Genomic DNA, 26,931 nt, shown 5'->3' with positions numbered 1-26,931 from the left:
CTCCGGTTTCACTCTGCCCAGATACAAATACTGCCAGGTCGTCCCGTCCGCTGCGTGGGAGAGGGCAACCGCCCGGGTCGATCACCTGCCGCGCCTGAGAGCCTCGATCCGCTCTTCCAGCGGAGGGTGGGTCATGAACAGGCGTCTGAGACCCTGACCGGCGTTGCCGGAGATACCGAAGGCGGCCATTTGGTCGGGGAGATGGGGTAAAGTCGTACTTTTTTGCAGTCTCTCCAGGGCCGCCACCATCTTCTCGCGTCCGGCCAGGGAACTCCCGCCGGCATCGGCGCGGAATTCGCGCCGCCGGCTGAACCAGAAAACGATGATGCTGGCAAGAATGCCGAACACCATCTGGGCCGCGATTGAGGTGATAAAGAAAGCCGGGCCGTGGCCCCGTTCGGTCCTGAACACCACCCGGTCCACCAGGTGCCCTACCACCCGGGAGGCGACGATGACGAAGGTGTTGACCACTCCCTGGATCAGCGCCAGGGTGACCATGTCGCCGTTGGCGACATGGCTTATCTCGTGCCCCAGGACCGCTTCGGCCTCGTCCCGGTTCATTGCGCGCAGAAGGCCGGTGCTCACCGCCACCAGGGCGTTGTCGCGGCGCATGCCGGTGGCGAAGGCATTGGCATCCGGAGCCTCATAAATCGCTACCTCGGGCCTGCCGATGCCGGCGCTTTCGCCAGTCTCCCCACGGTCTGCAGAAGCCAGTCCTCCATTTCGTTGAAAGGGTGCGTGATGACCTGGGCGCCGGTGAGCCGCTTTGCAGTCCACTTGGATATGGCCAGCGATATCAGCGACCCGCCGAAGCCGAAGACTGCGGCGAAGACAAGCAAATTTGCGAGGTCGAGGCCGACACCTTTTTCGTCCAGAATATGGCCGACCCCCAGCAGGTTGAGCACTATGCCGAGAACCAGGACGATCGCCAGGTTGGTGATGATGAAAAGAGCGATTCTCTTGAACATCCGTGACCTCCCAAGCATGGTTTTATTTTCTTCACCCAAAGGATAAGACGGCATCCAACTGTAGTATTGGCGCTATTATGATTAAAAGGAGCACAACGTTTCTCAAACCATGTCGCACAATTGGCTGTATCGGCATGAGAAAATTGTCACGGCCATCTGCAAGTCCATCTTTATTGAAGGCGGATAATATATTTATTGTACGTCCATTATATAAACATACAAGGGCTTCCCCTGCGCAGCGGCGGTCAGCTTCCGCAAGCGATCCTGCCGAAAATAAACGAGGCGCCTTTCAGGGCGCCCCGTCCTGCCTTATTGTCCTTGTCCTGTGAGCCGGCTATTTCTGGTGAATCGCCGACAGCCGCCAAGGGTTGTTGCCCACCGGCCTGGTAAAGGTCCAGTACTCCTCGAATTTCACCGGTTCCGTCTTGCTGCCGGACACCACAGCCCCGGTTGCGTCGTCGGTAGTATAATCGAGCAGGTTCGCATAGATCAGGGCGGTGACGTAATCCTGGCCCGACTCCTGCCACACCTCCGCCACCTCCACCTTCCTGACGGCAATGTTCTCCAGTCTGTTGACCTGCCGGTCCCGCAGCAGCCGGTCCACATCTTCCTGCAATATCCGCTTCATCTCATCGGTCAGAAGCCCGGATACCGGCGACAGGTTCCGGTTCATCCACCCCCCTTGGATATTGAAGAAGATATCCATCGCCGTGTCGGTGAAGCGGTTTTCGTCGAAGGACGCATCCATTTGGCGGACATGGGCCAGGCCCACATCCACGCCGTCCGATGCCGGTTCATTGGCTTGGTATCCATAGGAGACCGGGGTCACGGTATCTCCCTGATGCCCTCCCTGCCCATAGGGGGTGGCCGGGCTGGAGGCCCTCTGTTTTCTGACGAATCGGTAGATGAGGTAGCCGATTCCGGCCAGCAGGAGGATTTCAAAGAGGCCGATGCCGCCTCCCATGCCGCCGGGGCCGGCAAAGCCGAGGCTCCTGAACAGAATCCCCCCAAGCAGTCCTCCCATCAGCCCGCCGGCCAGGCTTCTCATGAACCCGCCGCCGGCCTGCTGCTGGTAGGGTGTGGGAGCAGGCGCAACCTGCTGTCGTGAGGGGCTCGGCTGGGAATAGGGAGAGACTGGCCTGGAATAGCTGCGCGACCCGCGGCTGCCGGATGTGCGGCCCCCGCCGGCCCGAGCTTCGGCATTCAGCTCCAGCGCCGTGACTGACAGCATCATGACAGCCGCTACTACCGCAAATACCTTGACGAGATGTTTTTTCATATTGGGGCTCCTTGGTTGATTATCCTATTTGGTTTGCACTGACAATCCGTTGGCTTTCCCTGTAAATCCTTTTCGAGACTCAAGACAAAACCCTTTCGCTTCGTAAGCCAGAATTCAATGGCCTCCCTGACAACTTCCGAAACAGACCTGGAGCTGGATTTGGTGATCCTTTCGAGCGCTCGCTTCTCTTGGTCGCTGACGCGCAATGAAACCACATTTGTAAGGGCGGTTTCGTCTCTTCTTCTCTGTTTCTTCTTTGGCACTACACAACTCTGTTTCTGACGGTGCTGCATCTTTGATGCTCCTTTCCTGGTGATCAAATACTTTCAAGCGCCTGTTCGCGCCGGTTTTGCCGAAGCGCAGCTCTCACCGCCTTGAGACGTGCACGACGGTGACGACCTCGGCTGTGGGAGCCGTGCGGAGCCAGCCGTATATCTCCTCGATCTCCTGCTCCAGGCGCCTCCGTTCCGGAGAGCCTTCCGGAAGAGCGCGGGCCTTCTTCCCCAGGTCGCGGGAACGGAGCCCCAGTTCCTCCGCCTTCTTGGTGAGGCGGGCCTCCACCTGGCGCTTGTTGCCGTCGGCGGTCAGAATCAGGCGGTGCTCATCCCGGTCTTCGACCACGAGCGCGGCATTGCCATAGGTCGTGCCGGCTCCTACCTGGATGCCGTCCACCGGACAGGAGAGATCATAGTAACGGGCGGTGAACTTGCCTGTGCCACCTGCCTCTTTGAGTGCCTCCTTTGCTGCCAGGCCGAGCCGGGCGCCAAAGATCGACCCTGCACAGACATGGCCATGGAAAGTCTCCAGTTGGCTGTACAGGGTTGAGGCCGGCTGAGCGCCAGCCGCCAGGGCGCTGCTCCACGAAACAGCCAGCGACATGACGCCGGCAAAGGCAACGCAAGGCAATATTTTGCAGTAGTTGATAGGCATATTTCTGCCCTCCTTCTATTTCTTGTCCGCCGATGAGGCGGCCTGTGATGGTTCCATCCAAATTTGTGAACGGTAGCAATGGTTCAGATCATCCCCTGTTCCTTGACCTCTGCCTTGAGCCAGGCGTACACCACGGGCGCCGCCACCAGTCCGGCAATGCCGAAGGTGGCCTCCAGGAGGAGCATGGCGCTCAACAACTCCCATGCGGTTGCCTGAACTTCATGCCCGACGATCCTTGCGTTCATGAAATATTCAGCCTTATGGATCAGCACCAGAAACAACAGAGAAGCAATACCGACGCCCAGGGACACGCCGAGGCTTATCAGGAAAATCACCGTGTTCGAGACAAGGTTTCCCACCATCGGAAGCATACCGACGGCAAATGTGAGAAGAACCAAAAGCGTTGCCATCGGAAGATGAACACCGAAGAGCGGCAGCGCAACCAGCAGGTAGACGGCGGTAAAGGCGGCATTGAGGCCGGATATTTTGACCTGGGCAAAAACCACCTTGTCGAAGGCCGTGGCAAGGGCTCGAAGCCTGGAGCGCAACGCGCCGACAAGTGGCGGCGCTTGGTCGTGTTCCCTGAAATGATGGACGGCGGCCATGCCGCCGACTACCATCCCCAGCAGGACGTGGGCAAACACCTTGACCCCTTCCATTCCGACCACTGATAATTTCTGGACATGGTCACCCAGCATTTCCACAAGCTGCTGGCGGAGCCCCTCAATCGTCGTTGGCAGCAGATCGGCAACCGAGGCGGGGAGCGTCCGCCGCAGGCTCCCGAGCGTATCAACCACCGTGGTCAACAGGGCAGCGATGCCATGGCTGCTGCCGACGAACGACCAGATGGCGGCACCGGCGCTTGTCAGGAAGGCCATGACGCACACCGCAACGACTCCCAGGGCCGCCTTGTGCGCAAAGCGGTTCATGTTCTTGGGCAGGTGGCGGGCGAGCTTCAACGTCAGTACGTAGACGGCAAGTCCGGCGAACACCGCGGGCAGCAGGTGAAAGTGCAGGACAAGGAATGGGGAGGCCCGCCTGGAGCGCCAGCTGCCGGACCATGCCGTAGAAGCTGGGGTGGTCTTGCTCGCCGATCTCCTGGGCGCCGTACATCTTGAGGACGATCTTGTCAGAAAACCAATAGGAGAAGAAGTTCATGGCTGCTGCCATAAGGAAGGCGAAGACCATACCGGTCTTGCCGCCGATGGCGCTGCCCATCAGGACCATCAGCACGGTGAGGAGGGAGAGGAGAAGGGTTGTCTTGAGTCTGTTCATCGCTGTTACCTCCGACGATGTGGGTTATCGCCGGGGGTAATAAAAAAGACCTTTACCCCCGGCACGTGAGCCTGGATAAAGGTCTTGTTGGCAGGTATCTGCCCCGGTCCCGGGTCTTGCGACCGTCTTGACGGAATCCGGGTCGGCCTTGTCGGTGGCCGATAACTACTCCCCTTTAAAGTTACGTTAAATTAAGACATCTTGGGTGAGAAAGTCAAGAAGATTTTTGCGTATTGTGCTCATCTAGGGGAAGCAAGCCTTATTTGGTTAACGCAGAAATTTCAGGAGTCAAAACGACTTCCTATCCAGACTCCGATACTCCCGAATCACCTGCTCGTCTCGGCCTACTGTCGATACATAATAGCCGCGTGCCCAAAAGCTTTCTCCGACAAAGTTCCGGGTTCGCCCTGCAAAGGTTCGGACGACATTACTCAAATATCGGTACGTCCTGTACTTAGTTCATGCGCACACGTCGGCAGCGTTGCTCCGGTTCCGCGCTTGCCCTCTGTGACATTGCTGTAAGACCGTGACGTCGGGTAATCCCATTGTCGCAATAGAGGCAGCAAGAAACATCTGGTAGGCCTCCGGGGATAGAAGCCCATACTTCAGGCCAGCAGCGGCGGCAGGAAAAAGTACGTCGCGTACAGGGAAAAGATAACTCCGAGCCCTACCAGATCCACTCCAAATGCCTTCGTATCAGGGAATTTAAGATAGAGACAATTCTATTGGACAGTGGCTTTATCACTCTATTTCTCTTCTTGAACCTTGATCTTGCCGGGCCTGCTTTCCAATCCCGCAACGATTGGACTGGCAATGAAAATAGATGAATACGTGGCCACAACCACACCGACGACCAGCGCAAAGGCGAAATCGTGAATCACCTCGCCGCCGAACAGGAACAGGGAGACGGCGGCCAGAAATGTGGTCAGAGAGGTGATTACCGTCCGTGACAGTACCTCGTTAATACTTCTGTTGAACACATCCGCCATCGGTTCGCTCAAGCTCTTATGCAGGTTTTCCCTGATCCGGTCGAAAACTACCACCGTGTCGGTCAGAGAATATCCGGCAATCGTCAGAACCGCGGTAATGAAGAGGAGGTTGATCTCCTTGTTCATCACGTAGAACACGGCAAACATCGCCAGCACGTCATGAAGCGTGGCGATTGTGGCGCCGATGCCGAACTTGAGATCGAAGCGCCAGGCGATATAGATGATGATGCCAAGCAGCGAGAGTCCCACAGCGACGAGGGTGTCCTTCTTCAACTTGTCGCCAATTGACGGTCCAATTTCGGAGGAGCTTTCCACAACGAAGGCATTCTCCGGAAACTCTTTCTTGAAAACCTCCGTGATTGTTTCCGCAACTTTTCCCGTGGCCAGAGTGGTCTTGCCGACCTTGATCAGCAACTTGTTTCCCTCCTTGACCTCCTGCAGGTTGGCTTCCTTTAGATTGTTTTGGGCCAGGACATTCCTTGCTTTTTCGATGGAGACCGGCTGACTGAAGCTGAACTGAACGGAAGTCCCACCCGAAAAGTCAATGCCCATGTTGGCGGCATTTCTGGCAATCTGGACGATGCCGACGATGCCCACGATTGCCAATATCGCTGAAATAACGAAGGAAATCTTTCTTTTACCGATAAAGTCTATATTGGTTTTTTTTATTAGCTGCATTATTGCCTCCTAAATGCTGAGCTTTTTCACATCGAAACGGCGAAGGACGGCGTCAAAGGTCACCCTTGTTGCCACCAGCGATGTGAAGAGGTTTATGATAATGCCAAGGCTTAACGAGACCGCAAAGCCTTTGACCGGTCCGGTGCCGAACTGGAAGAGTACCGCAGCTGTGATCAGTGTCGTGACGTGAGAGTCCATGATGGTCAGGAACGCCTTGTCATAACCCGCATCGAGACTCATCCTGGGTGTCCTGCCCAGCCTGATTTCCTCCTTGATCCGCTCAAAAATGAGGACGTTCGAATCAACCGACATCCCGACCAACAGGACGATGGCGGCGATGCCGGGCAAGGTCAGGGTTGCGCCGAGGGCCGCCAGCGCCCCCATCAGATAGAGGACGTTCAGCACCATGCCGAGATTCGCCACCATTCCCGCCATCCGGTAGTAAACCGCCATGAAAACGACGACAAGTGCCACCCCGACCAGTCCGGCAAGCAGGCCCTTGTTGATCGAATCCTGGCCTATAGAAGGTCCTACCGTGACATTCTGAACGATCTTGACCGGGGCGGGAAGCGAGCCGGCACGCAGCACGATGGCCAGATCGGCAGCTTCTTTCTCGCTGAAGGAACCGGATATCTGGGCGCTGCCGCCGGAAATCCGCTCTCGAATTACCGGTGCCGAATAAATATTGTTGTCGAGCACGATGGCAAACCGCTTTCCGACGTTGGCGGCGGTCACCTGATCGAACAGCCTGGCGCCGGTCGAGTTGAATTCGATTGCCACATAGGGCTGGTTGAACTGCGAATCGATCCGCACCTGGGCATCGGTCAGGAGATCCCCGGTGATCATCGCCTTTTTCTTCACGACCAGCGGCGTGTCCGAAACTGCACCGGTAGACGGGTCAGGCCTCTTCTCCAGGAGGACTTCATCGTCCTCGGGTATGGTTCCGGGAGTGGCGGTAGCCGCGCTGATGTTCTCGTCAACCAGTTTGAATTCGAGGCGGGCAGTCTTGCCGATCAGCTCGATGGCCCGTTTCGGGTCTTTGATGCCGGGAAGCTGGACGACGATATGGTTGATCCCTTCCCGCTGGATAACCGGCTCAGTTACCCCAAACTGGTCGATCCTGTTGCGGATGGTTTCAAGAGCCTGCGCAACCGCCTTATCCTTTCTGTCCTGCACCGCATTCTTGTCCATGCGGAGCTGGAGACTCACAAATCCCCCCTCATCGAACGGAGGAAGCTGTTCCAACTCGGGATATTTTTTCTTTATCTGCTGCTGCACATCTTCGGCGGTCGCCTTGTCGTAGAGCGTCACCTGGAGGAGGTCTGCGCCAACCCTGGCAACCCGCTTGTACCTGATGTTCCGGGCATTCAGCGTATCTTCAAGGTCTGAAGCGATCAGGTCGAGGGTGCCTTCTACCGCCTTTTGCGTTTCGACCTCCATAACGAGATGGGTGCCACCCTGAAGATCAAGACCAAGATGGATTTTGTCCTTGGGGAGGATTCCGGTCCACCATGAAGGAAGTTTGGTGATCAACGTCGGCGTAAGATAAAGAAAAGATAGCAGCATGAATACCGCAATCAGGCTCACGCGCCATGTAAGACTCTTGGTCATGGTTATGCTCCTTATTTTATGTCGGCCCTCTGTGACAGGATGGCCAACTCATGTCAGACAATTAGATGATGGGCCAGAAATAGCGCGTCCAGGGAAACCTCTCCCTGCGCCGTCAACAAGACGGCAAGGGATTCCCTCGGGCAAATCAGCAGGCTCGGATTACGGCACAGACTGACATCACCATATTGCGGAATGAGGATAAAGAATCTGCACGCTGACGCGGACTCTTGTCATCATTTCGTCAACTGACAAGCGAATGACGGGACGATCGGACATCTTTGCACCGCTCAGAATAGCGATGGCAAAAATATCGAGTTTCAGGTGGAGCTATGGATTTGTAGAGTTAAGCGGGAGGTGCTCTGGCGGGAACAGTCGAATCTAAAACAGAGACAGCGGCATGGGACTCATGGTTGAAGGCAGAGAAACGAAAGCTTGGTCGATCGATTACGTCAACTTTGTTGCATAGATCAAGAAACGGGGCAGTTTTTAAGACTCTTGATTGAGGAGATTTTATCTGGTCTTTGACAACGACCAGGGACCGCGGTTTGGCCTCCTGCAGTTTGGAAAGTCTTGCTTCCTGAAGACTGGAAAAGTTGGGGACGCATATCCCTTGGGAAATGAAAAATACTGATACCGTCAGGAGCAACGGCAGCAGATATTTCCTGTGTATGAGACAGGTCCCGAACAATTTCATAAAACCATACATATATCAATCTGTTACAGGTTGCAAGAAATAAAATTCAGCAGCTTGCCATCATTGCTCGGAATCGAGTCCGGTTACTGGACAAAAGGGACGGTACTCATTCCTTGATCTCTTGACCGGGGCTCACGAACGATATCCCTTGCCCCCCAGTGGCTCCGATCATGACGCACTCAATTATCGGGGCGTTGATAACCCTGTCGGCTTCCCATTTGACGATGAAGTTGGCGCCGAACCCTCCGCTCACGTCTTTTTCCTCGATGTGGATGTAGGAGGATGCCAGAGGCCCCAGGACAATGGGCTTTTCGAGATAGCGGCGGACCAGTTTACCGTTCGTGTCGTAGTAGTCAATTGAGGTAACCCGGAAAGAGGCCGAGAGGTCGGTGCTTCTGATGCTCAGCGTCGTCGCCAGATGGAAGGGGCGGCTCCTCGGCCCGCTGAAGACGTTGGAGTAGACCGGCACATAGACGGTCTGCCCCTTAGACAGCCTGACTTCGGATGATGCCGGCCAACCGGGCGTTGGGACCGCCCCAAAAGTAAGACAGAACAACGCAACGAGTACGGATAACCGGAAAACGCCACTATCCCGCATAACGATCTCCCTTCAGCCATCTTATTGAATCAAACGAGCAGTATCATAGGCTGCACATTGTCGACAGCCGTGTCATCTGTCAAGCTTGGCATCATCATCTGACGAGTTTTGCCCAGGCTTGCTATCACCGTGCGTCCGATCAAGCTCATCAGCACCGGGTCCATCCGGTATCGATACAAGTGGTCCCATGGCCACAGGGCCGCCGAACAGCTCGGACCTCATCCGTTCCCGCTCACGGTCGATCTGCTCGGAGGTGGCGCCGAGCTGGCGGAGGATAAGCTCGGTCATGTTGAGCGCCACTTCTCCTTCGCCCGAGAAGACGGCGTCGGCGCCGGCCCGGCGCAAGGCGGGAATGTCCCGGAGGTAATTCGCCCGGGCGATTACGCGGAGACGGGGATTGAGTTCGCGCGCCAGACTGATCACCTCTTCACTGCCGTGCATTCCGGCGGAGGTGAGGATGAGGGCTACCGCATATTCCACCCCCGCCTCCTGTAATGTTTCCCGGTGCGAAGCGTCGCCGTAGATGGATGGCAAACCCGCGGCGCGGAGCTCACGCACGGTGTCCAGGTTCAACTCGATAATTATCGGGGCGATTCCGTTTTCCTTGAGCAGGCGGGCAACCGTCCTCCCCGTCGGTCCATGGCCCACCACGACAGCCCGGTCCTGTGAAAGCGGCACATGACCGATCATTCCTTCGGCTACTTTATGGATTACATGTCTTGCCCTTGCTTCGAGCATGCGCCACAGGCCGCTACCTCTTGCCCATTTCTCCATGGGGTGGATGAGCCGGTAAAGGAGAGGATTCAGGCTGATAGAGACGATCGACGCGGCAACAAGCGTATTGGAGGCGCTCTCCTCCAGAATACCCAGACCTCGACCGACTGTAGCCAGGATGAACGAGAATTCCCCGATCTGCGCAAGGGCTACGGCAACGGACAGGGCGACATGTGGGGCGTAGCCCAGGGCCAGCACAATCCCCAATGCCGCCAGCGGCTTTCCCAGCAGAATAATGGCGAGGGTGGCAGCCACGAGCCCCGGCGCCTCCACCAGGTGGGCAGGGTTGAAGAGCATCCCCACCGAGACAAAAAAGAGGACGGCAAATGCGTCCCGCATCGGCAGCGCCTCTGAGGCGGCTCGAAGGCTGAATTCCGACTGTCTAACCACCATCCCCGCGAGGAATGCCCCCAAGGCCATCGAGACGCCGAACAGCTTGGCGGACCCGACAGCGATCCCCAAGGCAAGAACCAGGACTGTCAGGGTGAAGAGCTCCCGCGAACGCGTGGCAGCCACGTGACCAAGGAGCCAAGGAATGAGTCGTCCGCCAACGAAGAAGGTGAGAGTGGCAAGAAGGGCGATCTTTAGCAGGGAGAGTCCGAGGACGATGGGAACGCTTCCCGTGTCAGACTTTCCGGCCCCGAAGAACATGGGGAGCAGGACCAGCAGGAAGACGGTGAATATGTCCTCGACCACGAGCCAGCCGACTGCGATGTGACCGGTCGGGGTGTGCAGGTCGTTATTGTCCACCAGTACGCGGAGTAGAACGACCGTGCTCGCTACAGAAATTGCGAGGCCGAAAACAAGCCCAGCCGACCAACTCCAACCGAGTCCTCGGGCAACCAGGTATCCGAGAACGGTCGCTACGGCACTTTGACATATGGCTCCGGGAATGGCTACGCGTCGAACATCCAGAAGTTCCTTGAAATGAAACTGCAACCCGATGCCGAACATCAGGAGTATGACGCCGATTTCGGCGAACTGCTGCGCCATCTCTTGGTTGGCAATGAAACCGGGTGTAAATGGTCCAACGGCGATTCCAGCCAAAAGATAGCCGACAATCGGTGACAGACCCAGACGTTGTGTCACGTAGCCAAGGAGCAGCGCGGCAGCAAGGCTGCCCGTTATTGTCAGGATCAGTTCAAACTCATGCATATCGCTCTGAAATCCTCCACCCTGTCAATCATGTAATCAAAAAATAGGTATAGCAGGTGAGACGAACTACGCAGAGAGAATACGCGTTAGAAAACAGGGATAGGATTCCTATTTTTGAAGGATGTATGATTACGTTGCGAATGAGCTTTACAGATTTTTCCTGTCCAGACTCCGGTACTGAATCGCCTCGGCGATATGCTGCTCACGAATCGACTCAGTCCCTTCAAGGTCTGCAATCGTTCTTGCCACCTTGAGAATCCGTGTGTAGGCCCGGGCCAAGAAACCGAGCTTTTCAGTCACAACCTCCAGCAGCCGATGTCCGCCGGCATCCGGTTCGCAGAACTTCCGAATCTGCCGTGACCCCATGTGGGCGTTGCAGTGGACCTTGGTCCCCCTGAAGCGCTCCAGCTGGATCTCCCGCGCCCGTTCCACCCTCTTGACGATCTCAGCCGAGCTCTCCCCCTCGGCCCGGTCCGCCAGGTCACGGTACTTCACCGCCGGCACCTCGATGTGGATGTCGATCCGGTCGAGAAGCGGCCCGGAAATTCTCGAACGGTACTGGTGGATCTCACGCGGCGTGCAGGTACAACTAGCTGAATTTTCGCCACTTTGGCCGCACTTGCAGGGGTTCATAGCCGCAACGAGCATGAAGCGGGAGGGATAGGTAAGGGACATGAGCGCCCGGGAGATGGAGCGCTGGCCCCGAACTCTCCACCCTCTCAACCTTCCTGCCGCTTTTCTTCTGCAATTATCCCCTCCATCGCTCTCCTGAGGTCCGGTATCTTGCTCTGGACGATATCCCAGACAAGCTCGTAGTCGACTCCCAGATAGTCGTGGATGAGCTTATCCCGCGTCCCGGCCATCTTCCGCCACTCGACCTGCGGATACACGGCGCGGAAGTCATCGGGGATCTGCTTCACCGCCTCGCCGATGATCTCCAGACTCCTGACAAACGCCCTTTTCAGCGTCTCATCAGCAAGGAAGGCCGCGCGCGAAGTTCCCGCGGAAGCCTTCGTGAGATACTCCGCTTCTGCCAGGATATGCTCACAGTAGCTAATGGATGGTTTCATAGTGGACATCTTTTTCGATGTAGGGGCGGATAAATGGGCTGAGGGATTCAGGGGTAAGGAGGTCAACCTTGTGGCCGAGCAGGTCTTCGAGAAAGAAGCAGAGCTCGATGAAGTTGTCGTAGTTTTTCTTCCCGACGTCGAACTCTACGATCAGGTCGATGTCGCTTTCCTCGCGCTCCTCCCCTCGCGCGTACGAACCAAAGAGGCCAATCCGTCTCACCCCGTGCGCGATGAGGAAATCGTCATGCTGGCGGATCCGTGCCATTATTTCGTTGCGGGTCATTGAAAGACTCTCCTCCATCAGACTGCGTCTGCCGGCAAAAAAATTATACCGAAAAGCCCCTCAAAATCATCGCTTTCATGCATCGAAACTCAGATACGGTTGACACAAGAGAAGCTCCCCCGCACAAGCCGGTCCTTTCAGGAAGTCTTGCGGTCCAGACTGCGGTACTGGATCGCCTCGGAGATGTGGTTCTCCCTGATTCCCTCGCTCCCCTCCAGGTCGGCGATGGTGCGGGCCACCTTGAGGATGCGGCTGTAGGAGCGGGCCGAGAGCCCCAGGCGGTCGGTGACGAGTTCCAGCAGCCGGCTGCCGGCGGCCTCGGGCTCGCAGTACTTCTTGATGAAGCGGGGGGTCATCTGGGCGTTGCTGTGGACACGGGAGCCCCGGAAGCGTTCCCGCTGGACTTCGCGGGCCTGCTCCACGCGGCTGCCGATGGCGCCGGAACTCTCTCCTTCGCGGCCGTCGGCCAGCTCGCGGTACTTGACGGCCGGCACTTCGATGTGGATGTCGATCCGGTCGAGCAGCGGCCCCGAGATGCGGGAGCGATAGCGCTGGACCATGAGCGGGGTGCAGGAGCAGGGGTGGAGGGGGTCGCCGAGGTAGCCGCAGGGGCAGGGGTTCATAGCCGCAACGAGCATGAAGCGGGAGGGATAGGTAAGTGACATGAGGGCCCGGGAGATGGAGACCCGACCGTCCTCCAGCGGCTGGCGGAGGACTTCGAGGACGTGCTTCTTGAACTCCGGGAGCTCGTCGAGGAAGAGGACGCCGTGGTGCGAGAGACTCACCTCGCCGGGGCGGGGGGTGTTGCCGCCGCCAATAAGTCCAATATCCGAAATTGTATGATGAGGGCTTCTGAAGGGCCTCTGGGCGACCAGGGCGTTTTCCCGGTCCAGAAGGCCCATGACGCTATAGACCTTGGTGGTCTCGATCGCCTCCTCGAACGACATGCGGGGGAGGATGGTCGGGATGCGGCGCGACAGCATGGTCTTCCCCGAGCCCGGGGGCCCGATCATGATGATGTTGTGAGAGCCGGCCGCCGCCACCTCCAGTGCCCGCTTGGCGTGTTCCTGCCCCTTCACCTCGGAGAAGTCGTCGCCCGCATCGGTCCCCTGCTCGAAGAGGGCCGCCACATCGACCCGGTGGGGGGCGATTTCCCGGCTGCCGTTCAGAACCTCCACCACCTCGGCGAGCTCCGAGACGCCGACCACGTCGATCCCCTCGACAACGGCCCCCTCGGGGGCGTTTTCCTGCGGGACGATGATGCCGCGAATCCCCGCGTCGCGGGCGGCGACCGCCACCGGGAGGCATCCCCGCACCGGCTTGACCCCCCCGTCGAGGGAGAGTTCGCCGAGGAGGAGATACTCCCTGAGTCGCTCCCCCTTCACCACGCCGGTGGCGGCAAGGATGCCGACGGAGATGGGGAGATCGAAGGCGGCCCCTTCCTTCTTCAGGTCGGCGGGGGCCAGGTTGACGGTGATCCTGCGGGGAGGGAACTCGTAGCCGCTGTTCTTCAGGGCCGACTTGACCCGGTCCTTACTCTCCTTCACGGCGCCGTCGGGGAGCCCTACGGTGGCGAACTGGGGCAGCCCCTGGGCGATATCGACTTCCACGTCGACGATCACGGCGTCGATCCCGAGCAGGGCGCTGGAAAGGGCCTTGGCTAACATATGAACCCCGTGAGATGTGAGAAGTGAGACGCAGGAAGCAAGAGACTAAAGACTGAATAGGCTATTCACGTCTTACGTCTCACGATTTTTGCATATCCAGGTAGCGCTCGGCATCAAGCGCGGCCATGCAGCCGGTGCCGGCGGAGGTGATCGCCTGGCGGTAGATCGTGTCCTGGACGTCGCCGGCGGCGAAGACCCCGGGGATGCTCGTGGCGGTCACGTTCCCCTCGTTGCCGCAGAGGGTCCGGATGTAGCCGTTCTCCATGTCGAGTTGGTCGGTAAAGAGCTCGGTATTGGGGGTGTGCCCGATGGCGATGAAGACGCCGTGCACCGGAATTTCCTTGGTGGAGCCGCTGCGGTGGCAGACCCTGATGCCGGTCACCCCCGACTCGTCCCCCAGGACCTCGTCGAGGACGTGGTTCCACTCGATGGTGACGTTCCCCCCCTTGGTCTTCTCGATCAGCTTGTCGGCGAGAATCTTCTCGGCGCGGAGCCGGTCGCGGCGGTGGATGACGGTGACGTGGCTCGCGATGTGGGAGAGGTAGAGGGCCTCTTCCACGGCGGTGTTGCCGCCACCGATGACCGCCACTTCCTTGCCGCGGTAGAAGAAACCGTCGCAGGTGGCGCAGGCGGAAACTCCCTTCCCCTTGAACCTCTCCTCCGACGGCAGCCCGAGATAGCGGGCCGACGCCCCGGTGGCGATGATGAGGGCGTCGCAGGTATAGACTCCGTTGTCTCCCTCCAGGCGGAAGGGGCGCTCCAGGAGATTCGCCTTGTTGATATGGTCATGAATGAAGGTGGTGTTGAACCGCTCGGCGTGCAGACGCATCCGCTCCATCAGGTCGGGGCCGAGGACGCCATCGGCGTCGCCGGGCCAGTTGTCCACGTCGGTGGTGGTCATGAGCTGCCCCCCTTGCTGGAGGCCGGTGATGAGTGCGGGGCTCAGGTTGGCCCGGGCCGCGTAGACGGCGGCAGTGTAGCCGGCGGGACCGGAACCGAGGATCAGAAGCCGGTGGTGGACGACATCCATATTAAAAACCTCCAAAAAACGGTGGCGCTACAATACCAGCTACGGCGCGAAATTGCAAGGGGGAGCGGTTCATTCCGATTGACCGGTGGGGAGTGCTCTGCTACACTTTTTCTCATGAAGGGATCACCGGGGCCCCGGTCCCGGCCGCTTTGCGAGGTATCCGATGCACGCCGAGACACACCTTGACCAGAGTATCACCGGAAGGTTCAAGTACGCCATAGCCCTGACGACCCTGACGCTGCTGGCCGAGATCGCCGGCGGCATCTGGACCAACTCCCTGGCGCTCCTTTCCGACGCGGCCCACGTCTTCCTCGACCTCTTCGCCCTCATCCTCTCCCTGGCGGCCATCAAACTCTCGTCGTTTCCCGCCTCCGACACCCGCACTTTCGGCTGGCACCGGACCGAGGTCTTTGCCTCCTTCATCAACGGCGCCACGGTCTTCCTCATGGCGCTCGGCATCTTCTACGAGGCGTGGGGACGCCTCTTCAGCCCCCAGGAGGTGAAGAGCGTCCCGATGCTCGTCATCGCCGCCATCGGCCTGGCGATGAACCTCGTGGCCGCCTCGGCCCTTCACGGCCACTCCCACGACGACCTCAACGTCCGCAGCGCCTTTCTCCACGTGATCGGCGACGCCGCCGCATCGCTGGGGGTCATCATCGGCGGCGCCATCATCTACTACACCAACTGGTACCTTCTGGACGCCATCATCTCCATCGCCATCGGCTGCGTCATCTTCGCCGGGTCGTGGCGCGTGATCCGGGAGTCGACCCACATCCTCCTCGAAGGGGTCCCCCGGGGGATGACCACCCAGGGGGTCGCCGACGCCATCGTAGACCTGGAAGGGGTGAACACCGTCCACCACCTGAACATCTGGACCATCTGCTCCCACATCCTGGCGCTCTCAGCCCACGTGGACGTCAGGCCGGAGTACAAGGCGCAGCAGGCGGAGGTGCTGCGGCGGATCGAGGAGTTTCTCTTCGAGCGCTACCACATCTCCCACACTACCCTCCAGGCCGAGTGCACCATGTGCGTCGAGGCTCCGGTCATCAAGGAGCTGCGCCACCGTCCCCGCCACGGCCAGACCCATGACCATCACGGCCACGACCATCACCATACCCACGGCCACGCCTGCGGCCACGACCACCCCCACGATCACGGCCACACCCACTGACCGTCCAGGAGTACCCCGACGCCATGCTCCCCTACTCCCTGATCCACGAAGCCGCCGATCGCCTCAAGAAGCGGGTGCGGCGCACCGAGTTGATCCACTCCCACCACTTCAGCGAACGGCTCGGGATTCCGGTCCACTTCAAGTGCGAGAACCTGCAGCGGACCGGCTCCTTCAAGATCCGCGGCGCCCTCAACTTCATGCTCGCCCAGCCCCGGGAGAAGCTGACCCGCGGGGTCATCACCGCCTCGGCGGGAAACCACGCCCAGGGGGTCGCCTTCTCCGCCGACCTCCTGGGGGTAAGGGCCACGGTCTTCATGCCGGAGAGCACCCCTCCCCAGAAGGTGCAGGCGACCAGGGAGTACGGGGCCGACGTGGTGCTGGCGGGAAAGAACTTTGACGAGGCCTATGCCGCCGCCATCCAGACCCAGAAGGAGAGCGGGGCGCTCTTCGTTCACCCCTTCGACGACCACCTCGTCATGGCGGGCCAGGGGACCATCGGGCTGGAGATCCTCGAAGAGCTCCCCGACGTCGGGACGATCCTCGTCCCCATCGGTGGGGGCGGTCTCATCGCGGGGATCGCCACGGCGGTGAAGGAGACCCACCCCCGCGTCCGGATCGTCGGCGTGGAGTCGAAGGCCGCCCCCTCCATGCACTATTCGGTAAAAAGGGGAAAGATCCTGGAGGCCCCCCTCACGGTGACGCTGGCCGACGGCATCGCCGTGAAGAAGGTGGGGAAGAACACCTTCCCCATCGTGCGGGAGCTGGTGGACGAGGTGGTGCTGGTGGACGAGGAGGAGATCGCCCTCGCCATCGTGGCGTTGCTGGAGCGGACCAAGCTTCTCGTGGAGGGGGCCGGGGCGGTAACCCTGGCGGCCCTTCTGAACGGCAAGGCGGGGAAGCCGGCCGGTAAGACCGTCTGCGTCTTGTCGGGGGGAAACATCGACGTGAAGACCATCGCCACGGTGGTCGAACGGGGGCTCCTCGCCGCGGGACGCTATCTGAAGCTCAAGGTGATCCTCGACGACATCCCCGGCTCCCTGGCGGGGCTTGCCACCGACATCGCCGCCACCCGCGCCAACATCTCACTCATCACCCACGAGCGCCGCTCCAAGGATCTCCCCCTCGGCAAGACCGAAGTCCTGCTGGAGCTGGAGACCCGGGGCTACGAGCACATAGAGGAGGTCATCGACCACCTGCGGCGGGGGTACGAGGTGGATGTGGTGAAGTGAGGCGCGCAAGCCCCAGGAGGAATTCCCGGGTCAGGGGAGCGGTGCTCTCCGGCGCCACCAGAGCCGGCCGCCGCAGGTCGTCGGCCGTATCCACGTCGTACCAGGGGGGAAGAAGCGTCGTCGCCAGTCCCGCCTCCGCCGCCCGGGCGAGGGAGCGCTCCAGCACCTCCCCCGTCGACCAGGGAATGGCGGCAAAGAGCGCCGGATGAAAGCGCTTCAGGGCGAGGAGGTAATATCCCCCGTCCTCGCTCGGTCCGAACACCGCATCGACGGCCGGATCCGCCAGCAGCTCGTAGGCCCGCCCGATGAAGGCAACCGGCAGGTCGGGGGAATCGGTGCCGATAATGGCTACCCGGCCGTACCCCCGGTCGAACGCCCGGCGAAACGCCCCCCCCATCCGCTCCCCCAGATCATTCCCCTCCTGGGGGAAGAGCTCCCACTCCGGAAGGGCATCCCTGAAATATGCCCCCTCCCCCTCCTCGTAGCAGAGCTGGCGATCGACACCCGTCATTTGGCCAACCTTCCTGAGAACGTCAAACAGCATGCAACGGTAGAGCTCTGCGGCGTCATCCGCCGAAAGCGGCGGCACGAGCCTGGTCTTTACACGCCCCGGAGTCGGTTTTTTGGCGAAGATCAACAGTGTTTTTGACATGGCAAAAGAGGGGTCCGGGGGGAGTTGCGGCGGGGATAACAGCTAGCCTTATCCACAACTTTGGACCTTTTCCACACAGTTATCCACAACCGTTGTCAACAGAGCGAAGGTTGCGGCAAAGCAAACAACGTGCGCAAATGAAAAAATGATCATCATTTTTTTCGCCGGTCCCGCTCGATGGCCGCGTAGGCCGAATGCTTGTGGATCGACTCGTAATTCTCCGCCTCCACCGAGAACCAGGTGATGGCCTCCAGCGACAGGAGCCGCTGGGTTGCCTCCCGGACGATATCCTCGACGAACTTCGGATTCTCGTAGGCCCGCTCGGTGACGAACTTCTCGTCCTCCCGCTTCAGGAGCGACCAGACCGGGCTCGAACCGCACTCCTCGATCATCGCCACCAGATCCTCGATCCAGATGAAATCGCTGTACCGGACCCGCACCGTGATGGCGCTGCGCTGGTTATGGGCACCGTAGCGCGAAAGCTCCTTACTGCAGGGACAGAGGGAGGTGACCGGCACCGTCACCCCGAGAACGAAGTCGAACTCCTCCCCCAGGGTGCCGACGAAGGAACAGGTATACTCCATGAGGCTGCGGGCGCCGGAGACCGGGGCGCGCTTCTCGATGAAGTAGGGAAACTCGATCTCCAGGTGGGCCGAGGAGGCGCCGAGCTTCTCCTTCATCCTCTGGAGGATCGACTCCATCTTGTCGAGGGCGATCTCCTCCCGGTAGGCGTTGAGGATCTCGATGAAGCGGCTCATGTGGGTCCCCTTGAAGTGGTGGGGGAGATCCACGTACATGTTCACCCGAGCCACGGTCTGCTGGAACTTCCGGTTCTTGTCCATCACCACGATCGGGTAGGAGATATCCTTCACCCCCACCTTGCTGATGGGGATCTTGCGGGTGTCGGGGGTCTTCTGGACGTCGCGCAGGAGTTTTGAGTTTTGAGTTTTGAGTTTCGGGTTATCCATATCACCGTTCACCGTTTGACGTATTTCACCGGGTCCGCCACCCCCGCCTCGGCAAACCCTTTCAGCCGCAGGCGGCAGGAGTCGCAGAGGCCGCAGGCGAGTCCCTCGGGGGTCGGGTCGTAGCAGGAGTGGGTGCGGCCGTAATCGACGCCGAGCTCAAGCCCTTTGCGGATGATCTCCGCCTTGGTGAGGTGGATGAGGGGGGTGTGGATGCGGAACCGCCCCGTCCCCTCGACACCGGCCCTGGTGGCCAGGTTCGCCATCGTCTCGTAGGCGGCGATGTACTCGGGGCGGCAGTCGGGATACCCCGAGTAGTCGAGGGCGTTCACCCCGATGAAGATGTCGAAGGCCCCCAGGACCTCGGCCCAGCCGAGGGCGAAGGAGAGGAAGATGGTGTTGCGGGCCGGGACATAGGTGACCGGGATGTCCGCCCCCACCCCCTCCTTCGGCACGGCGATGTCGGCGGTCAGGGCGCTCCCCCCCACCTTGCGGAGGTCGAACTCCACCACCATGTGGTCCACCGCCCCGAAATGCCGGGCGTTGGCCTTCGCCACCTCCAGCTCGTGCCGGTGCCGCTGGCCGTAGGAGAAGCTCATGGCGTAGGGTTCAAACCCTTCGGCCCGGGCCATGGCGAGACAGGTGGTGGAATCGAGTCCCCCGCTGTAGAGGACGACGGCTTTTTTCGACATGGATCCCCCCGGCGCGCACTTTTCGCGCCCTTTGTGTTCGTTCGGACTCCATCCTACCTCATGGGAAAAGGGGAGACAACTACAGAAACCAGCTCACCGAGCCGCAGAGCCGTTCCAGGAGACGGACACGCCAGCCGCGGCGCTCGTGCTCTTCGAGCACCACGGCGCGGGAACCGGCCAGGTCGGCGGCGAACATGTCGGCCACCTGGCAGCCGAAGTCGCGGCTCACGACGATGGCGTTCACCTCGAAGTTGCGATGGAAGCTCCGGTTGTCGAGGTTGGCGGAGCCGACCACCCCCCACCAGTCGTCGATCAGCATCACCTTGGCGTGGAGAACCGGCCCCTGCCGCTCATGGATCTCGATCCCCCCCCGCAGAAGGGGGGCGTAGTAGCTCCGGCTCACGAGCCCCACGAGGGGGACGTCGTTCTTGGCGGGGAGGACGAGCTGGACCCTGACCCCACGCCGGACCGCCCGCAGGAGCGAGCGGACCACCCGCGGACCGGGCACGAAGTACGGGTTCATGATCCGGATCGACTCGGTGGCCCCGGCCATGGCGGCCAGGAAGGCGTTGCGGATGAACGAGCGGCTGCGGTGGGGACCGCCCGCCACGACCATCACTTCGGCGTCCCCCATCCCGGCCACGGGAACCTCCTCGGCGAGCCAGCAGGAAGGGACCCGCCCCCCCTCCTCCTGCCAGAACTCCCGGAACAGATGCACGAGCGCCGCCACCGCCGGGCCGTCGATCCGCACCCCCACGTCACGCCACCGCTCGGCGGCACGACCGAATCCCGAGTACTCGTCGCCGATGTTGGCGCCGCAGACAAACGCGGTCTCCCCGTCCACCAGCGCCATCTTGCGGTGGTCGCGTTTGTCGAACCAGGCGAGGCCGCGGCGAAACGGCGGCGGATTGAAGGCGAGGCAGCGCACCCCCCCCCGCTCAAGGCGCCGGAAGTAGGCGGCGGGGGTCTCGAAGGAGCCGATGTAGTCGTAGATCAGGGAAACATCCACACCCCGGTCGGCGGCGTCGAGGAGCGCATCGGCGAAGGCGCCGCCGGTGGCGTCGTCGCGCACGATGTAGAACTCGGCGTGGATATGGTGTCGCGCCTCGGCGCACGCCGCCAGCAGGGCCGGAAAGAACTCCCCGCCGCTGCGGTAGAGTTCCACCCGGTTGCCGCGGGAGTGGGACGCCTCGCCGCTTCTGCGGAAAAACCGGAGGAACCGCGGAGGGCGGCCGGCTGCACGGATATTCTTGCGGCGAATGACTGACATGGGAATTACGCTCTCGTTTCAGGGTAGCGCAAGCGAAGGCATGGCGGCAAGGAGGAAAAGAGGTGGAGGAAAAGCGCTCTGTGCGTCCTCCACAAACGACGAAGGCGCGGGGGGTAACCCGCGCCTTCGCCTGAAGCTCAATCCTCGTAGGAGATGACCCTGACGAGCCCGATGGTCTCGCCCGTGTCATCGGTTGTGGGGGTGTCGGAAACGGAAATGAGCCGTTTCACCCCGTTTTCGGCCACGAACCTGTTGACCTGGGCATCGAGCTCCGCGAGCTCGTGCATGGTCTTCATGGGCCGGATCTCCATACCAAACGTCTTGACCTTGTACGCCACGGGTCACCTCCTGTTTCCCCGAGCCGGCACGTCGGCCGGGAGAGACTCTACACCGCCACCACTTCCCTGACCCCCGGCACCTTCTCCTTGAGGGTCCGCTCGATCCCCATCTTGAGGGTCATGGTCGACATGGGGCAGTGACCGCAGGCCCCCACGAGCTTCACCTTCACCACCCCGTCGTCGGTAACCTCCACGAGCTCCACATCGCCGCCGTCCGCCTGGAGCGCGGGGCGCACCATGTCGAGAACCTTCTTGACCTCTTCAACCATCGTTGTCTCCTCCTTGTGGGTTATCCTGCCATACGTCGCCGGGCCGAGGAGATGCTACTCCCCCTTGAGCGCCCGGTATTTCCCGGTGACCACCCGCAGGTGCTCCTCCTCCTCGTCCCGCAGGGCCTTGAGCATGCTCCTGCCGTCCTGATCACCGGTCTTTTCCATAAGGGTCTCGAAGTAGGCGATCCCCTTCTTTTCGATCTCCATGGCGATCTCCAGGGCCTGGAGATCGTCGGTATCGAAACCGACCTGCTTCTCCCCCGGCGCCGCAGGGTCGAGGACGATGGTGGAGCCGCCGTAGAAGACCCAGCGCCCCCCCTCGTGGAGCGACTCGTAGAGTTCGGTGAGTTTCAGGTAGTGCTGCTCCTCGGTCTTGGCGAGCCAGCGAAAGATCCGCTTCCCTTCGGGATTGAAGGTCTTGTGCTCGGCCCTGGTGTAGAAGTCGAAGGTCTCCTTCTCGATCTCCATGGCGCGCATGATGGCGTCGAGAATCTCTTTCCTGTTTTCGTTCATCGGGGGTCCTCACTCATGATGGAATGCAATGCAAGCAGCTCGTCGACGCTGCGTGAAAGATAGACCCGGCAGCCGAGCTCCGCCGGGAGCCGCAGGTCGATGTCGTAGCGGTCCCCGACGAAGAGGCACTCCGCGGGGCGCACGCCGGTTTCACGGATGATCCCTTCGAGGACCTCCCGGTCCGGCTTGGGGCGCCAGCTCTCCTCGATGGTGACCACGCGCCGGAACGCCTCCGTGAGGCCCAGCCCTTCGAGGATCCGCCCCGCAAGGGAGCGGTTGTTGTTCGTGTAGAGGATGAGCTCGGCCCGCCCCGCCAGCTCCCGGAGGAGCCGGATCACCCGCTCGTCGCGCTCCAGAAACGGCGCGGGATCGATCTCGGCGGCGAAGCGGCGGTGCAGCTCCCGCAGGTCCCCCCTCAGCTCGGCGACGGCGTGGCTCAGGGTCGAGCGGAAGCCGGTGCGGGCGGTAAGCTCGTCCTTCGTCTCCCGGATGAGCCGGTCCGCCTCCTCCGGGGTGATGCCGCGCAGCCCGGCCACGTACCGGGCCGCAGCGGCGGCGATCCCCTCCCCCAGCTCCCTGCTGACGTAGAGGGTGCCGTCCAGATCGAAGACGATGGCCTTGATGGCGCCCATCGTACTCCTCTCGCGGCCATGGCTTAAGTCTATCATCCGCGCATCACCTGTCAAAAGAGCTTACCCCAGTCGCGCATACAGAGCAGACGCGGGTTTTCGACCCCCTTCGCCTGCACGAGCACCTTGAAGGTGTCCCCCATCCCCCCCTCGGGGAGGACGAGCTTCTTGAGGGTGAGGCGGATCTTGAGGCGCTCCTCCTCGGTGGCCGCGGCCGCCTCCAGCGCCATCATCTCCTCCAGCATCCCCGCCGCCACGAGGAAGCGGTACTGCTCGCCGTACCACGCCTTCTTCAGGCCGAGGGATTCCCCCTGTGCCATCAGCGTGGTGAAGTCGACATGGGTCGTCATGTCCTGCTTCCCGACCCGGACATAGGGGTCTTCCTCGACGGTGTGGCGCCAGTAGCAGAGAAGCGTTCCGTTGCGGCGCATGGGGCCGTAGAGCTCGGGGGCGAGATAGCCGTAGTCGATGGTGAGGACGAAGCCCCGCTGGAGGGCCGTCGCCACCGAGGCGAGCCAGCGGACCGCGTTCAGGTTGATCTCCCCCCGCTGCCCGGGGTCGAGGGTGACGCCGAGGCGGGCGAGATACGCCTCCAGTTCGGGGGTGGAGGGAAGATCCAGGGTCTCGGCGAAGCGGTCGCCGGCAGCGGCGACAAAAACCTCCCGCAGCCCCTCCGGCGTCATCTCCACCAGGTGGACCGGGAAGGAGTCGATGAGCTCGTTGGAATAGAGGCAGCCGGTGAAGCGGAGGCGCCCCTCCGCCAGGTCGGCGGGGGTGCTCCAGAAGAGCTTGGGGAGATGGGCGCCCAGGAGCTGCCGCTGGACCTCCGCCAGGGAGGGCTCCGCCTCCACCAGGCGGAAGGAGAGGATGTCGTAAAGCTCGCCGTTCAACTCGCGGATCGTGTCGAGCACGTCCTTCGCCAGCTGGCCGTGGCCCGCCCCCACCTCCACCACCTCGAAGGGGGCGGGGCATCCCATCACCTCCCACATCCGGCAGATCTCCCGGGCGACGAGCCGCCCGAAGACCCGGTGGACGTTGATGCTCGTGTAGAAATCCCCCTCGGCCCCCACCTTGCGGCCGGGGGAGGTGTAGTAGCCGAGCCCCGGCTCGTAGAGGCAGGAGGCCATGAAGTCGACAAAAGGAATCGGCCCCCGTTCCCGGATCCGGCCGAGGATGATGTTGCGCAGCGCCGCGTCGTCCACCTGTTCCACGAAAACCTCCCGAAAAAATTTCACTTATAGTGCATGGACGGTCGTTTGTCAACGCGGCGCGGGAGCGAAAGGAGGCGGAGCGGCAGGCGGATTCGAAACCGATGGCGAAGGGCGCCCCGGGAAATCCGTGAACGGCAGAGATGACGACGATGGCCTGTTACGCGCTCGCTTCCGACGCCACGCAGCACCGCCCCGCTTTCCCCATGAGACAGGGAGCGGTCGCCTGCAGGGCACCACCGCCGAAGCGGCCCAGGTCGAGTTCCTTCCCCTCCCGCAGGAGGAGCGCAAACTCTTCGGCGGAGACCGGCCGGCTGAAGTAGTACCCCTGCATCTCCTCGCAGCCGTGGCGGCAGAGGAAATCCAGCTGCTCCAGCGTCTCCACCCCCTCGGCGATGGTCTTCATGCCGAGGCCGTGGGCCATGGTGATGATGGTCCGCACCAGGGTCGCGTCGTCGGCGTCGCGGCAAAGGTCGCGGACAAACGACTGGTCGATCTTCAGGTTGCCGATGGGGAAGCGCTTCAGGTAACTGAGTGAAGAGTAGCCGGTACCGAAGTCGTCGATGGCGACCTCGATCCCCATCGCCGCCAGCTGGCGCAGGACGTCGGCGGACTTCTCCGCCTGCTGCATGACGAGGCTCTCGGTCAGTTCCAGCTCCAGCCACCGGGGGTCGAGGCCGGTCTCCTTCAGCACCGCCCCGACCATCTCGATCAGGTTCTCCTGCCGGAACTGCCGGGCCGAGAGGTTCACCGCCACCCGAAGGGGGGGGAGCCCCGCCTCCTGCCAGAGACGGTTCTGGGCGCAGGCGGTCCTGAGCACCCACTCCCCGAGCGGCACGATGAGCCCCGTCTCCTCGGCCAGGGGGATGAAGCGGGCCGGCGATACCAACCCCATCTCGGGGTGGTTCCACCGCACCAGCGCCTCCACCCCCGAAATCCTCCCGGTCCGCAGATCGACCCGGGGCTGGTAGTGGATGAGAAACTCCCGCTGCTTCACCGCCCGGTGGAGGCTCGTCTCCAGGGCGAGCCGCTCGAAGACCCGGGTGTTCATATCCTCGGAGTAGAACTGGTAGTTGTTCTTCCCCTGCTCCTTGGCGTGGTACATGGCCGCGTCGGCATTCTTGAGGAGGGCGTCCACCGTCTCGCCGTCATTGGGGAAGATGGCGATGCCGATGCTGGCGGTGATGTAGATCTCGTTCCCCATCAGGAGAAACGGCGTGGCGAAGACATCGAGGATCTTCCTGGCGACGATGACGACGTCCTGCACCTCCCGGACGTTGGGGAGCACGATGATGAACTCGTCGCCCCCCAGCCGCGCCACCGTGTCCCCACCCCGCACGCAGTTCCTGAGCCGGTTCGCCACCGCCTTGAGAAGCATGTCCCCCACCGTATGCCCCAGGGTGTCGTTGACCTTCTTGAAGTTGTCGAGATCGAGGAACATGACGCAGAGCGGGGTCCGGCGGCGGAACGCCTCCAGGGCCAGGGCCTGGCCGAGCCGGTCCTGGAGGAGGGTGCGGTTGGGGAGCCCGGTGAGGGGATCGTGGGTCGCCTGGTAGACGAGTTGCTCCTCGTAGCGGCGGTGCTCGGTGATGTCGTTCATGACCCCGATGTAATTGGTCACCGTGCCGTCGCGGTCGCGCACCGGAGCGATGAAGAGCTCGTTCCAGAAGAGGGTGCCGTCCTTGCGGTAGTTGCGGAGGACGAAATAGCCGTCGCGCTGTTCCTGGAACGCCAGGGCGAGCTTCTTGAGCTCCACCTGGTCCCGGTCGTCCCCCCGGAGGAACCGGGGATTTTTCCCGAGCACCTCGTGGACGCCGAAGCCGCTCATCCGCTCGAACGCCGGGTTGACGTAGATGATCGGGTTGTCGGGCCTGGTCACGTCGGTGATGACGACGCCGTTCAGGGTCGACTCGATGGCCCGCTTGAGGAGGACCAGACTCTGCTCATCCTGCTTGCGGGCGGTGATGTCGGAGATGAGGGTCATGATCCCGGTGACGGCGCCGGCGGCATTGAAGGTGGGGGCGGCCGAGACGCTCGTCGTGATGAGCGAGCCGTCCTTGCACTGCCGCTGGACCTCCAGGTCGGTGGAGGTCTCTCCCGCCAGGATCTTTCGCCTCAGGGCGGCGTACTCTTCGAGGCGCCCTTCGGGAATGGCGGGATAGGGGCGGCCGAGCACCTCCTCGGCCCGCCAGCCGAAGATCCGCTCCGCCGCCCGGTTCCAGAGGGAGATGTTTCCTTCGCAGTCCATGGCGATGATGGCGTGGGGCGACGCATGGATCAGGGCATGGAGCTTTTCGTTGGTCTCGTGGAGTCGCTCCTCGCTCTCGACCCGCTCGGTGACGTCACGGATGATGCCGATGAAGGTCCAGCTCCCCTCCAGCAGCACCCGGCTCACGGAGAGATCGACCGGGAAACGGCTGCCGTCCCGGCGAAGTCCCGCCACACCATAGGAGATCCGGCAGGACGCTCTCTCGCACTGCGTCAGGGTGGTGAACGGAAAGTACCCCCCTTTCTCCTCGTGGCCGGCCAGGAGCTGGTCGATTCCCATCCCGACCAGCTCCTCGGCCCGGTAGCCGAACATCTGCTCGGCCGCCGGATTGCACGAGACAATCCGGCCGTCCCGGCCGAAGCTCACCACCCCGTCGGCCAGGTTCTCCAGCAGGGTCTCCGCATGGGAGGCCGCCGTGAAGGCAACGCCGCGCAGCGGGCTGACGATGTAACGCCAGATGAAGGGGCCGCCGAAGAGGATGAGAGCGGAGCTGTCCAGAATGGTGACCAGCATGTGGTCGTGCCCCGCCGCCACCAGCGGGAGAAGGATCATCACGAGGGTTTCGATGGTGAAGAGGATCAGGAGCAGAACGAAGAACTGCTTCAGGGCGGAAGGGAGGTAGTGGCGAATCTTTCGGGGCGCCTGCGCCAGTGACATGTGCCATGCTCCAGCGCGCCGGCGGGGCCGGTGAGACGGCACCCCCCTTTTGCGACGCGCGATAC

Annotated in this window: 26 protein-coding genes and 3 pseudogenes; 3 read left to right on the top strand and 26 right to left on the bottom strand. The window is 61.4% G+C overall.

The features are described from left to right. Nucleotides 1-81 precede the first annotated feature (81 nt). The 6 genes and pseudogenes from htpX to M6689_RS01245 all read right to left on the bottom strand — a co-directional run. A pseudogene (htpX, locus tag M6689_RS16215) lies at nucleotides 82-968 on the bottom strand (protease HtpX). Nucleotides 969-1,302: 334 nt separating this feature from the next. After that, entirely contained in the window at nucleotides 1,303-2,247 is a 945-nt protein-coding gene (locus M6689_RS01265; RefSeq protein WP_298266858.1) for a Tim44 domain-containing protein, read from the bottom strand. Then, nucleotides 2,244-2,540, bottom strand: coding sequence for a ribbon-helix-helix protein, CopG family (locus M6689_RS01260; protein ID WP_298266856.1), 297 nt, complete (start codon nucleotides 2,538-2,540; stop codon nucleotides 2,244-2,246). The genes M6689_RS01265 and M6689_RS01260 overlap by 4 nt, the downstream gene beginning before the upstream one ends. Nucleotides 2,541-2,613: 73 nt before the next feature. Continuing rightward, a complete protein-coding gene (locus tag M6689_RS01255; RefSeq protein ID WP_298266853.1) occupies nucleotides 2,614-3,177 on the bottom strand; it encodes an FmdE family protein in 564 nt (187 codons plus the stop codon). An 83-nt stretch (nucleotides 3,178-3,260) separates the two neighbouring features. After that, nucleotides 3,261-4,136: a hypothetical protein gene (locus tag M6689_RS01250; protein WP_298266850.1), complete on the bottom strand. Its 876-nt coding sequence runs from the start codon at nucleotides 4,134-4,136 to the stop codon at nucleotides 3,261-3,263. A 61-nt stretch (nucleotides 4,137-4,197) separates the two neighbouring features. Further along, nucleotides 4,198-4,404, bottom strand: a pseudogene (locus M6689_RS01245) (protease HtpX); the annotation flags it as partial. On the opposite strand from M6689_RS01245, the gene M6689_RS01240 reads away from it, so the two are divergent. Then, entirely contained in the window at nucleotides 4,334-4,492 is a 159-nt protein-coding gene (locus M6689_RS01240) for a hypothetical protein (protein ID WP_298267087.1), read from the top strand. The pseudogene M6689_RS01245 and the gene M6689_RS01240 overlap by 71 nt on opposite strands. A gap of 248 nt (nucleotides 4,493-4,740) precedes the next feature. On the opposite strand, the pseudogene M6689_RS16210 reads toward M6689_RS01240, so the two are convergent. The 10 genes and pseudogenes from M6689_RS16210 to trxB all read right to left on the bottom strand — a co-directional run. Further along, nucleotides 4,741-4,878 (bottom strand): annotated as a pseudogene (locus tag M6689_RS16210) (transposase); the annotation flags it as partial. A 320-nt stretch (nucleotides 4,879-5,198) separates the two neighbouring features. After that, the gene (secF, locus tag M6689_RS01235) at nucleotides 5,199-6,119 is read right to left on the bottom strand and encodes a protein translocase subunit SecF (RefSeq protein WP_298266847.1); all 921 of its coding nucleotides are present in this window, start codon (nucleotides 6,117-6,119) and stop codon (nucleotides 5,199-5,201) included. A 9-nt stretch (nucleotides 6,120-6,128) separates the two neighbouring features. After that, nucleotides 6,129-7,730 carry a protein translocase subunit SecD gene (secD, locus tag M6689_RS01230; RefSeq protein WP_298266845.1) on the bottom strand — a complete coding sequence of 534 codons (1,602 nt, stop codon included), beginning with the start codon at nucleotides 7,728-7,730 and terminating at the stop codon, nucleotides 6,129-6,131. 800 nt (nucleotides 7,731-8,530) lie between these two features. Further along, nucleotides 8,531-9,022, bottom strand: a complete 492-nt coding sequence (locus M6689_RS01225; protein ID WP_298266843.1) for a DUF3124 domain-containing protein — start codon at nucleotides 9,020-9,022, stop codon at nucleotides 8,531-8,533. Between the two features lie 72 nt (nucleotides 9,023-9,094). Next, entirely contained in the window at nucleotides 9,095-10,951 is a 1,857-nt protein-coding gene (locus tag M6689_RS01220; RefSeq protein WP_298266841.1) for a cation:proton antiporter, read from the bottom strand. A 147-nt stretch (nucleotides 10,952-11,098) separates the two neighbouring features. Further along, nucleotides 11,099-11,674 (bottom strand): ATP-binding protein, encoded by a 576-nt coding sequence (locus M6689_RS01215; RefSeq protein WP_298266838.1) that lies wholly within the window; start codon nucleotides 11,672-11,674, stop codon nucleotides 11,099-11,101. Then, nucleotides 11,671-12,021, bottom strand: a complete 351-nt coding sequence (locus tag M6689_RS01210) for a DUF86 domain-containing protein (RefSeq protein ID WP_298266835.1) — start codon at nucleotides 12,019-12,021, stop codon at nucleotides 11,671-11,673. The genes M6689_RS01215 and M6689_RS01210 overlap by 4 nt, the downstream gene beginning before the upstream one ends. Then, nucleotides 12,005-12,304 carry a nucleotidyltransferase family protein gene (locus tag M6689_RS01205; RefSeq protein WP_298266832.1) on the bottom strand — a complete coding sequence of 100 codons (300 nt, stop codon included), beginning with the start codon at nucleotides 12,302-12,304 and terminating at the stop codon, nucleotides 12,005-12,007. Before M6689_RS01205 ends, M6689_RS01210 begins: the two co-directional genes overlap by 17 nt. 137 nt (nucleotides 12,305-12,441) lie before the next feature. Beyond that, entirely contained in the window at nucleotides 12,442-13,971 is a 1,530-nt protein-coding gene (locus M6689_RS01200) for a YifB family Mg chelatase-like AAA ATPase (protein ID WP_298266828.1), read from the bottom strand. A gap of 79 nt (nucleotides 13,972-14,050) precedes the next feature. After that, nucleotides 14,051-15,001: a thioredoxin-disulfide reductase gene (gene trxB / locus M6689_RS01195; protein WP_298266826.1), complete on the bottom strand. Its 951-nt coding sequence runs from the start codon at nucleotides 14,999-15,001 to the stop codon at nucleotides 14,051-14,053. 163 nt (nucleotides 15,002-15,164) lie between these two features. Here trxB and M6689_RS01190 point away from each other — a divergent pair, with 163 nt between their 5' ends. Both M6689_RS01190 and ilvA read left to right on the top strand, forming a co-directional pair. Beyond that, entirely contained in the window at nucleotides 15,165-16,172 is a 1,008-nt protein-coding gene (locus M6689_RS01190; protein ID WP_298266824.1) for a cation diffusion facilitator family transporter, read from the top strand. Nucleotides 16,173-16,195: 23 nt separating this feature from the next. Next, nucleotides 16,196-17,401 carry a threonine ammonia-lyase gene (gene ilvA, locus M6689_RS01185; protein ID WP_298266822.1) on the top strand — a complete coding sequence of 402 codons (1,206 nt, stop codon included), beginning with the start codon at nucleotides 16,196-16,198 and terminating at the stop codon, nucleotides 17,399-17,401. Here the strand turns inward: ilvA and M6689_RS01180 are convergent. The 10 genes from M6689_RS01180 to M6689_RS01135 all read right to left on the bottom strand — a co-directional run bounded on the left by M6689_RS01180 (nucleotide 17,355) and on the right by M6689_RS01135 (nucleotide 26,866). Further along, entirely contained in the window at nucleotides 17,355-18,053 is a 699-nt protein-coding gene (locus tag M6689_RS01180) for a TIGR04282 family arsenosugar biosynthesis glycosyltransferase (protein WP_298266820.1), read from the bottom strand. The two genes, ilvA and M6689_RS01180, sit on opposite strands and share 47 nt — an antisense overlap. Before the next feature lie 152 nt (nucleotides 18,054-18,205). Further along, nucleotides 18,206-19,021, bottom strand: coding sequence for a GTP cyclohydrolase FolE2 (gene folE2, locus M6689_RS01175; RefSeq protein ID WP_298266817.1), 816 nt, complete (start codon nucleotides 19,019-19,021; stop codon nucleotides 18,206-18,208). 8 nt (nucleotides 19,022-19,029) lie between these two features. Then, the gene (gene queC / locus M6689_RS01170; protein WP_298266815.1) at nucleotides 19,030-19,710 is read right to left on the bottom strand and encodes a 7-cyano-7-deazaguanine synthase QueC; all 681 of its coding nucleotides are present in this window, start codon (nucleotides 19,708-19,710) and stop codon (nucleotides 19,030-19,032) included. A 79-nt stretch (nucleotides 19,711-19,789) separates the two neighbouring features. Beyond that, nucleotides 19,790-20,980, bottom strand: a complete 1,191-nt coding sequence (locus tag M6689_RS01165) for a phosphatidylserine/phosphatidylglycerophosphate/cardiolipin synthase family protein (RefSeq protein WP_298266813.1) — start codon at nucleotides 20,978-20,980, stop codon at nucleotides 19,790-19,792. Between the two features lie 137 nt (nucleotides 20,981-21,117). Further along, nucleotides 21,118-21,318 (bottom strand): hypothetical protein, encoded by a 201-nt coding sequence (locus tag M6689_RS01160; RefSeq protein ID WP_298266811.1) that lies wholly within the window; start codon nucleotides 21,316-21,318, stop codon nucleotides 21,118-21,120. Nucleotides 21,319-21,365: 47 nt separating this feature from the next. Then, a complete protein-coding gene (locus M6689_RS01155; protein WP_298266809.1) occupies nucleotides 21,366-21,587 on the bottom strand; it encodes a NifU family protein in 222 nt (73 codons plus the stop codon). 54 nt (nucleotides 21,588-21,641) lie between these two features. Continuing rightward, the gene (locus M6689_RS01150; RefSeq protein WP_298266806.1) at nucleotides 21,642-22,103 is read right to left on the bottom strand and encodes a ferritin family protein; all 462 of its coding nucleotides are present in this window, start codon (nucleotides 22,101-22,103) and stop codon (nucleotides 21,642-21,644) included. Beyond that, entirely contained in the window at nucleotides 22,100-22,735 is a 636-nt protein-coding gene (locus tag M6689_RS01145) for an HAD family hydrolase (protein WP_298266804.1), read from the bottom strand. The genes M6689_RS01150 and M6689_RS01145 overlap by 4 nt, the downstream gene beginning before the upstream one ends. 50 nt (nucleotides 22,736-22,785) lie before the next feature. After that, nucleotides 22,786-23,943 carry an SAM-dependent methyltransferase gene (locus tag M6689_RS01140; protein WP_298266802.1) on the bottom strand — a complete coding sequence of 386 codons (1,158 nt, stop codon included), beginning with the start codon at nucleotides 23,941-23,943 and terminating at the stop codon, nucleotides 22,786-22,788. 157 nt (nucleotides 23,944-24,100) lie between these two features. After that, entirely contained in the window at nucleotides 24,101-26,866 is a 2,766-nt protein-coding gene (locus tag M6689_RS01135; RefSeq protein ID WP_298266799.1) for an EAL domain-containing protein, read from the bottom strand. Between the last annotated feature and the right edge of the window lie 65 nt (nucleotides 26,867-26,931).

The organism is Geobacter sp. (assembly GCF_027327745.1).
Taxonomy (GTDB): Bacteria; Desulfobacterota; Desulfuromonadia; order Geobacterales; family Geobacteraceae; genus Geobacter.
This window is presented reverse-complemented; position numbering and strand designations above follow the sequence as displayed.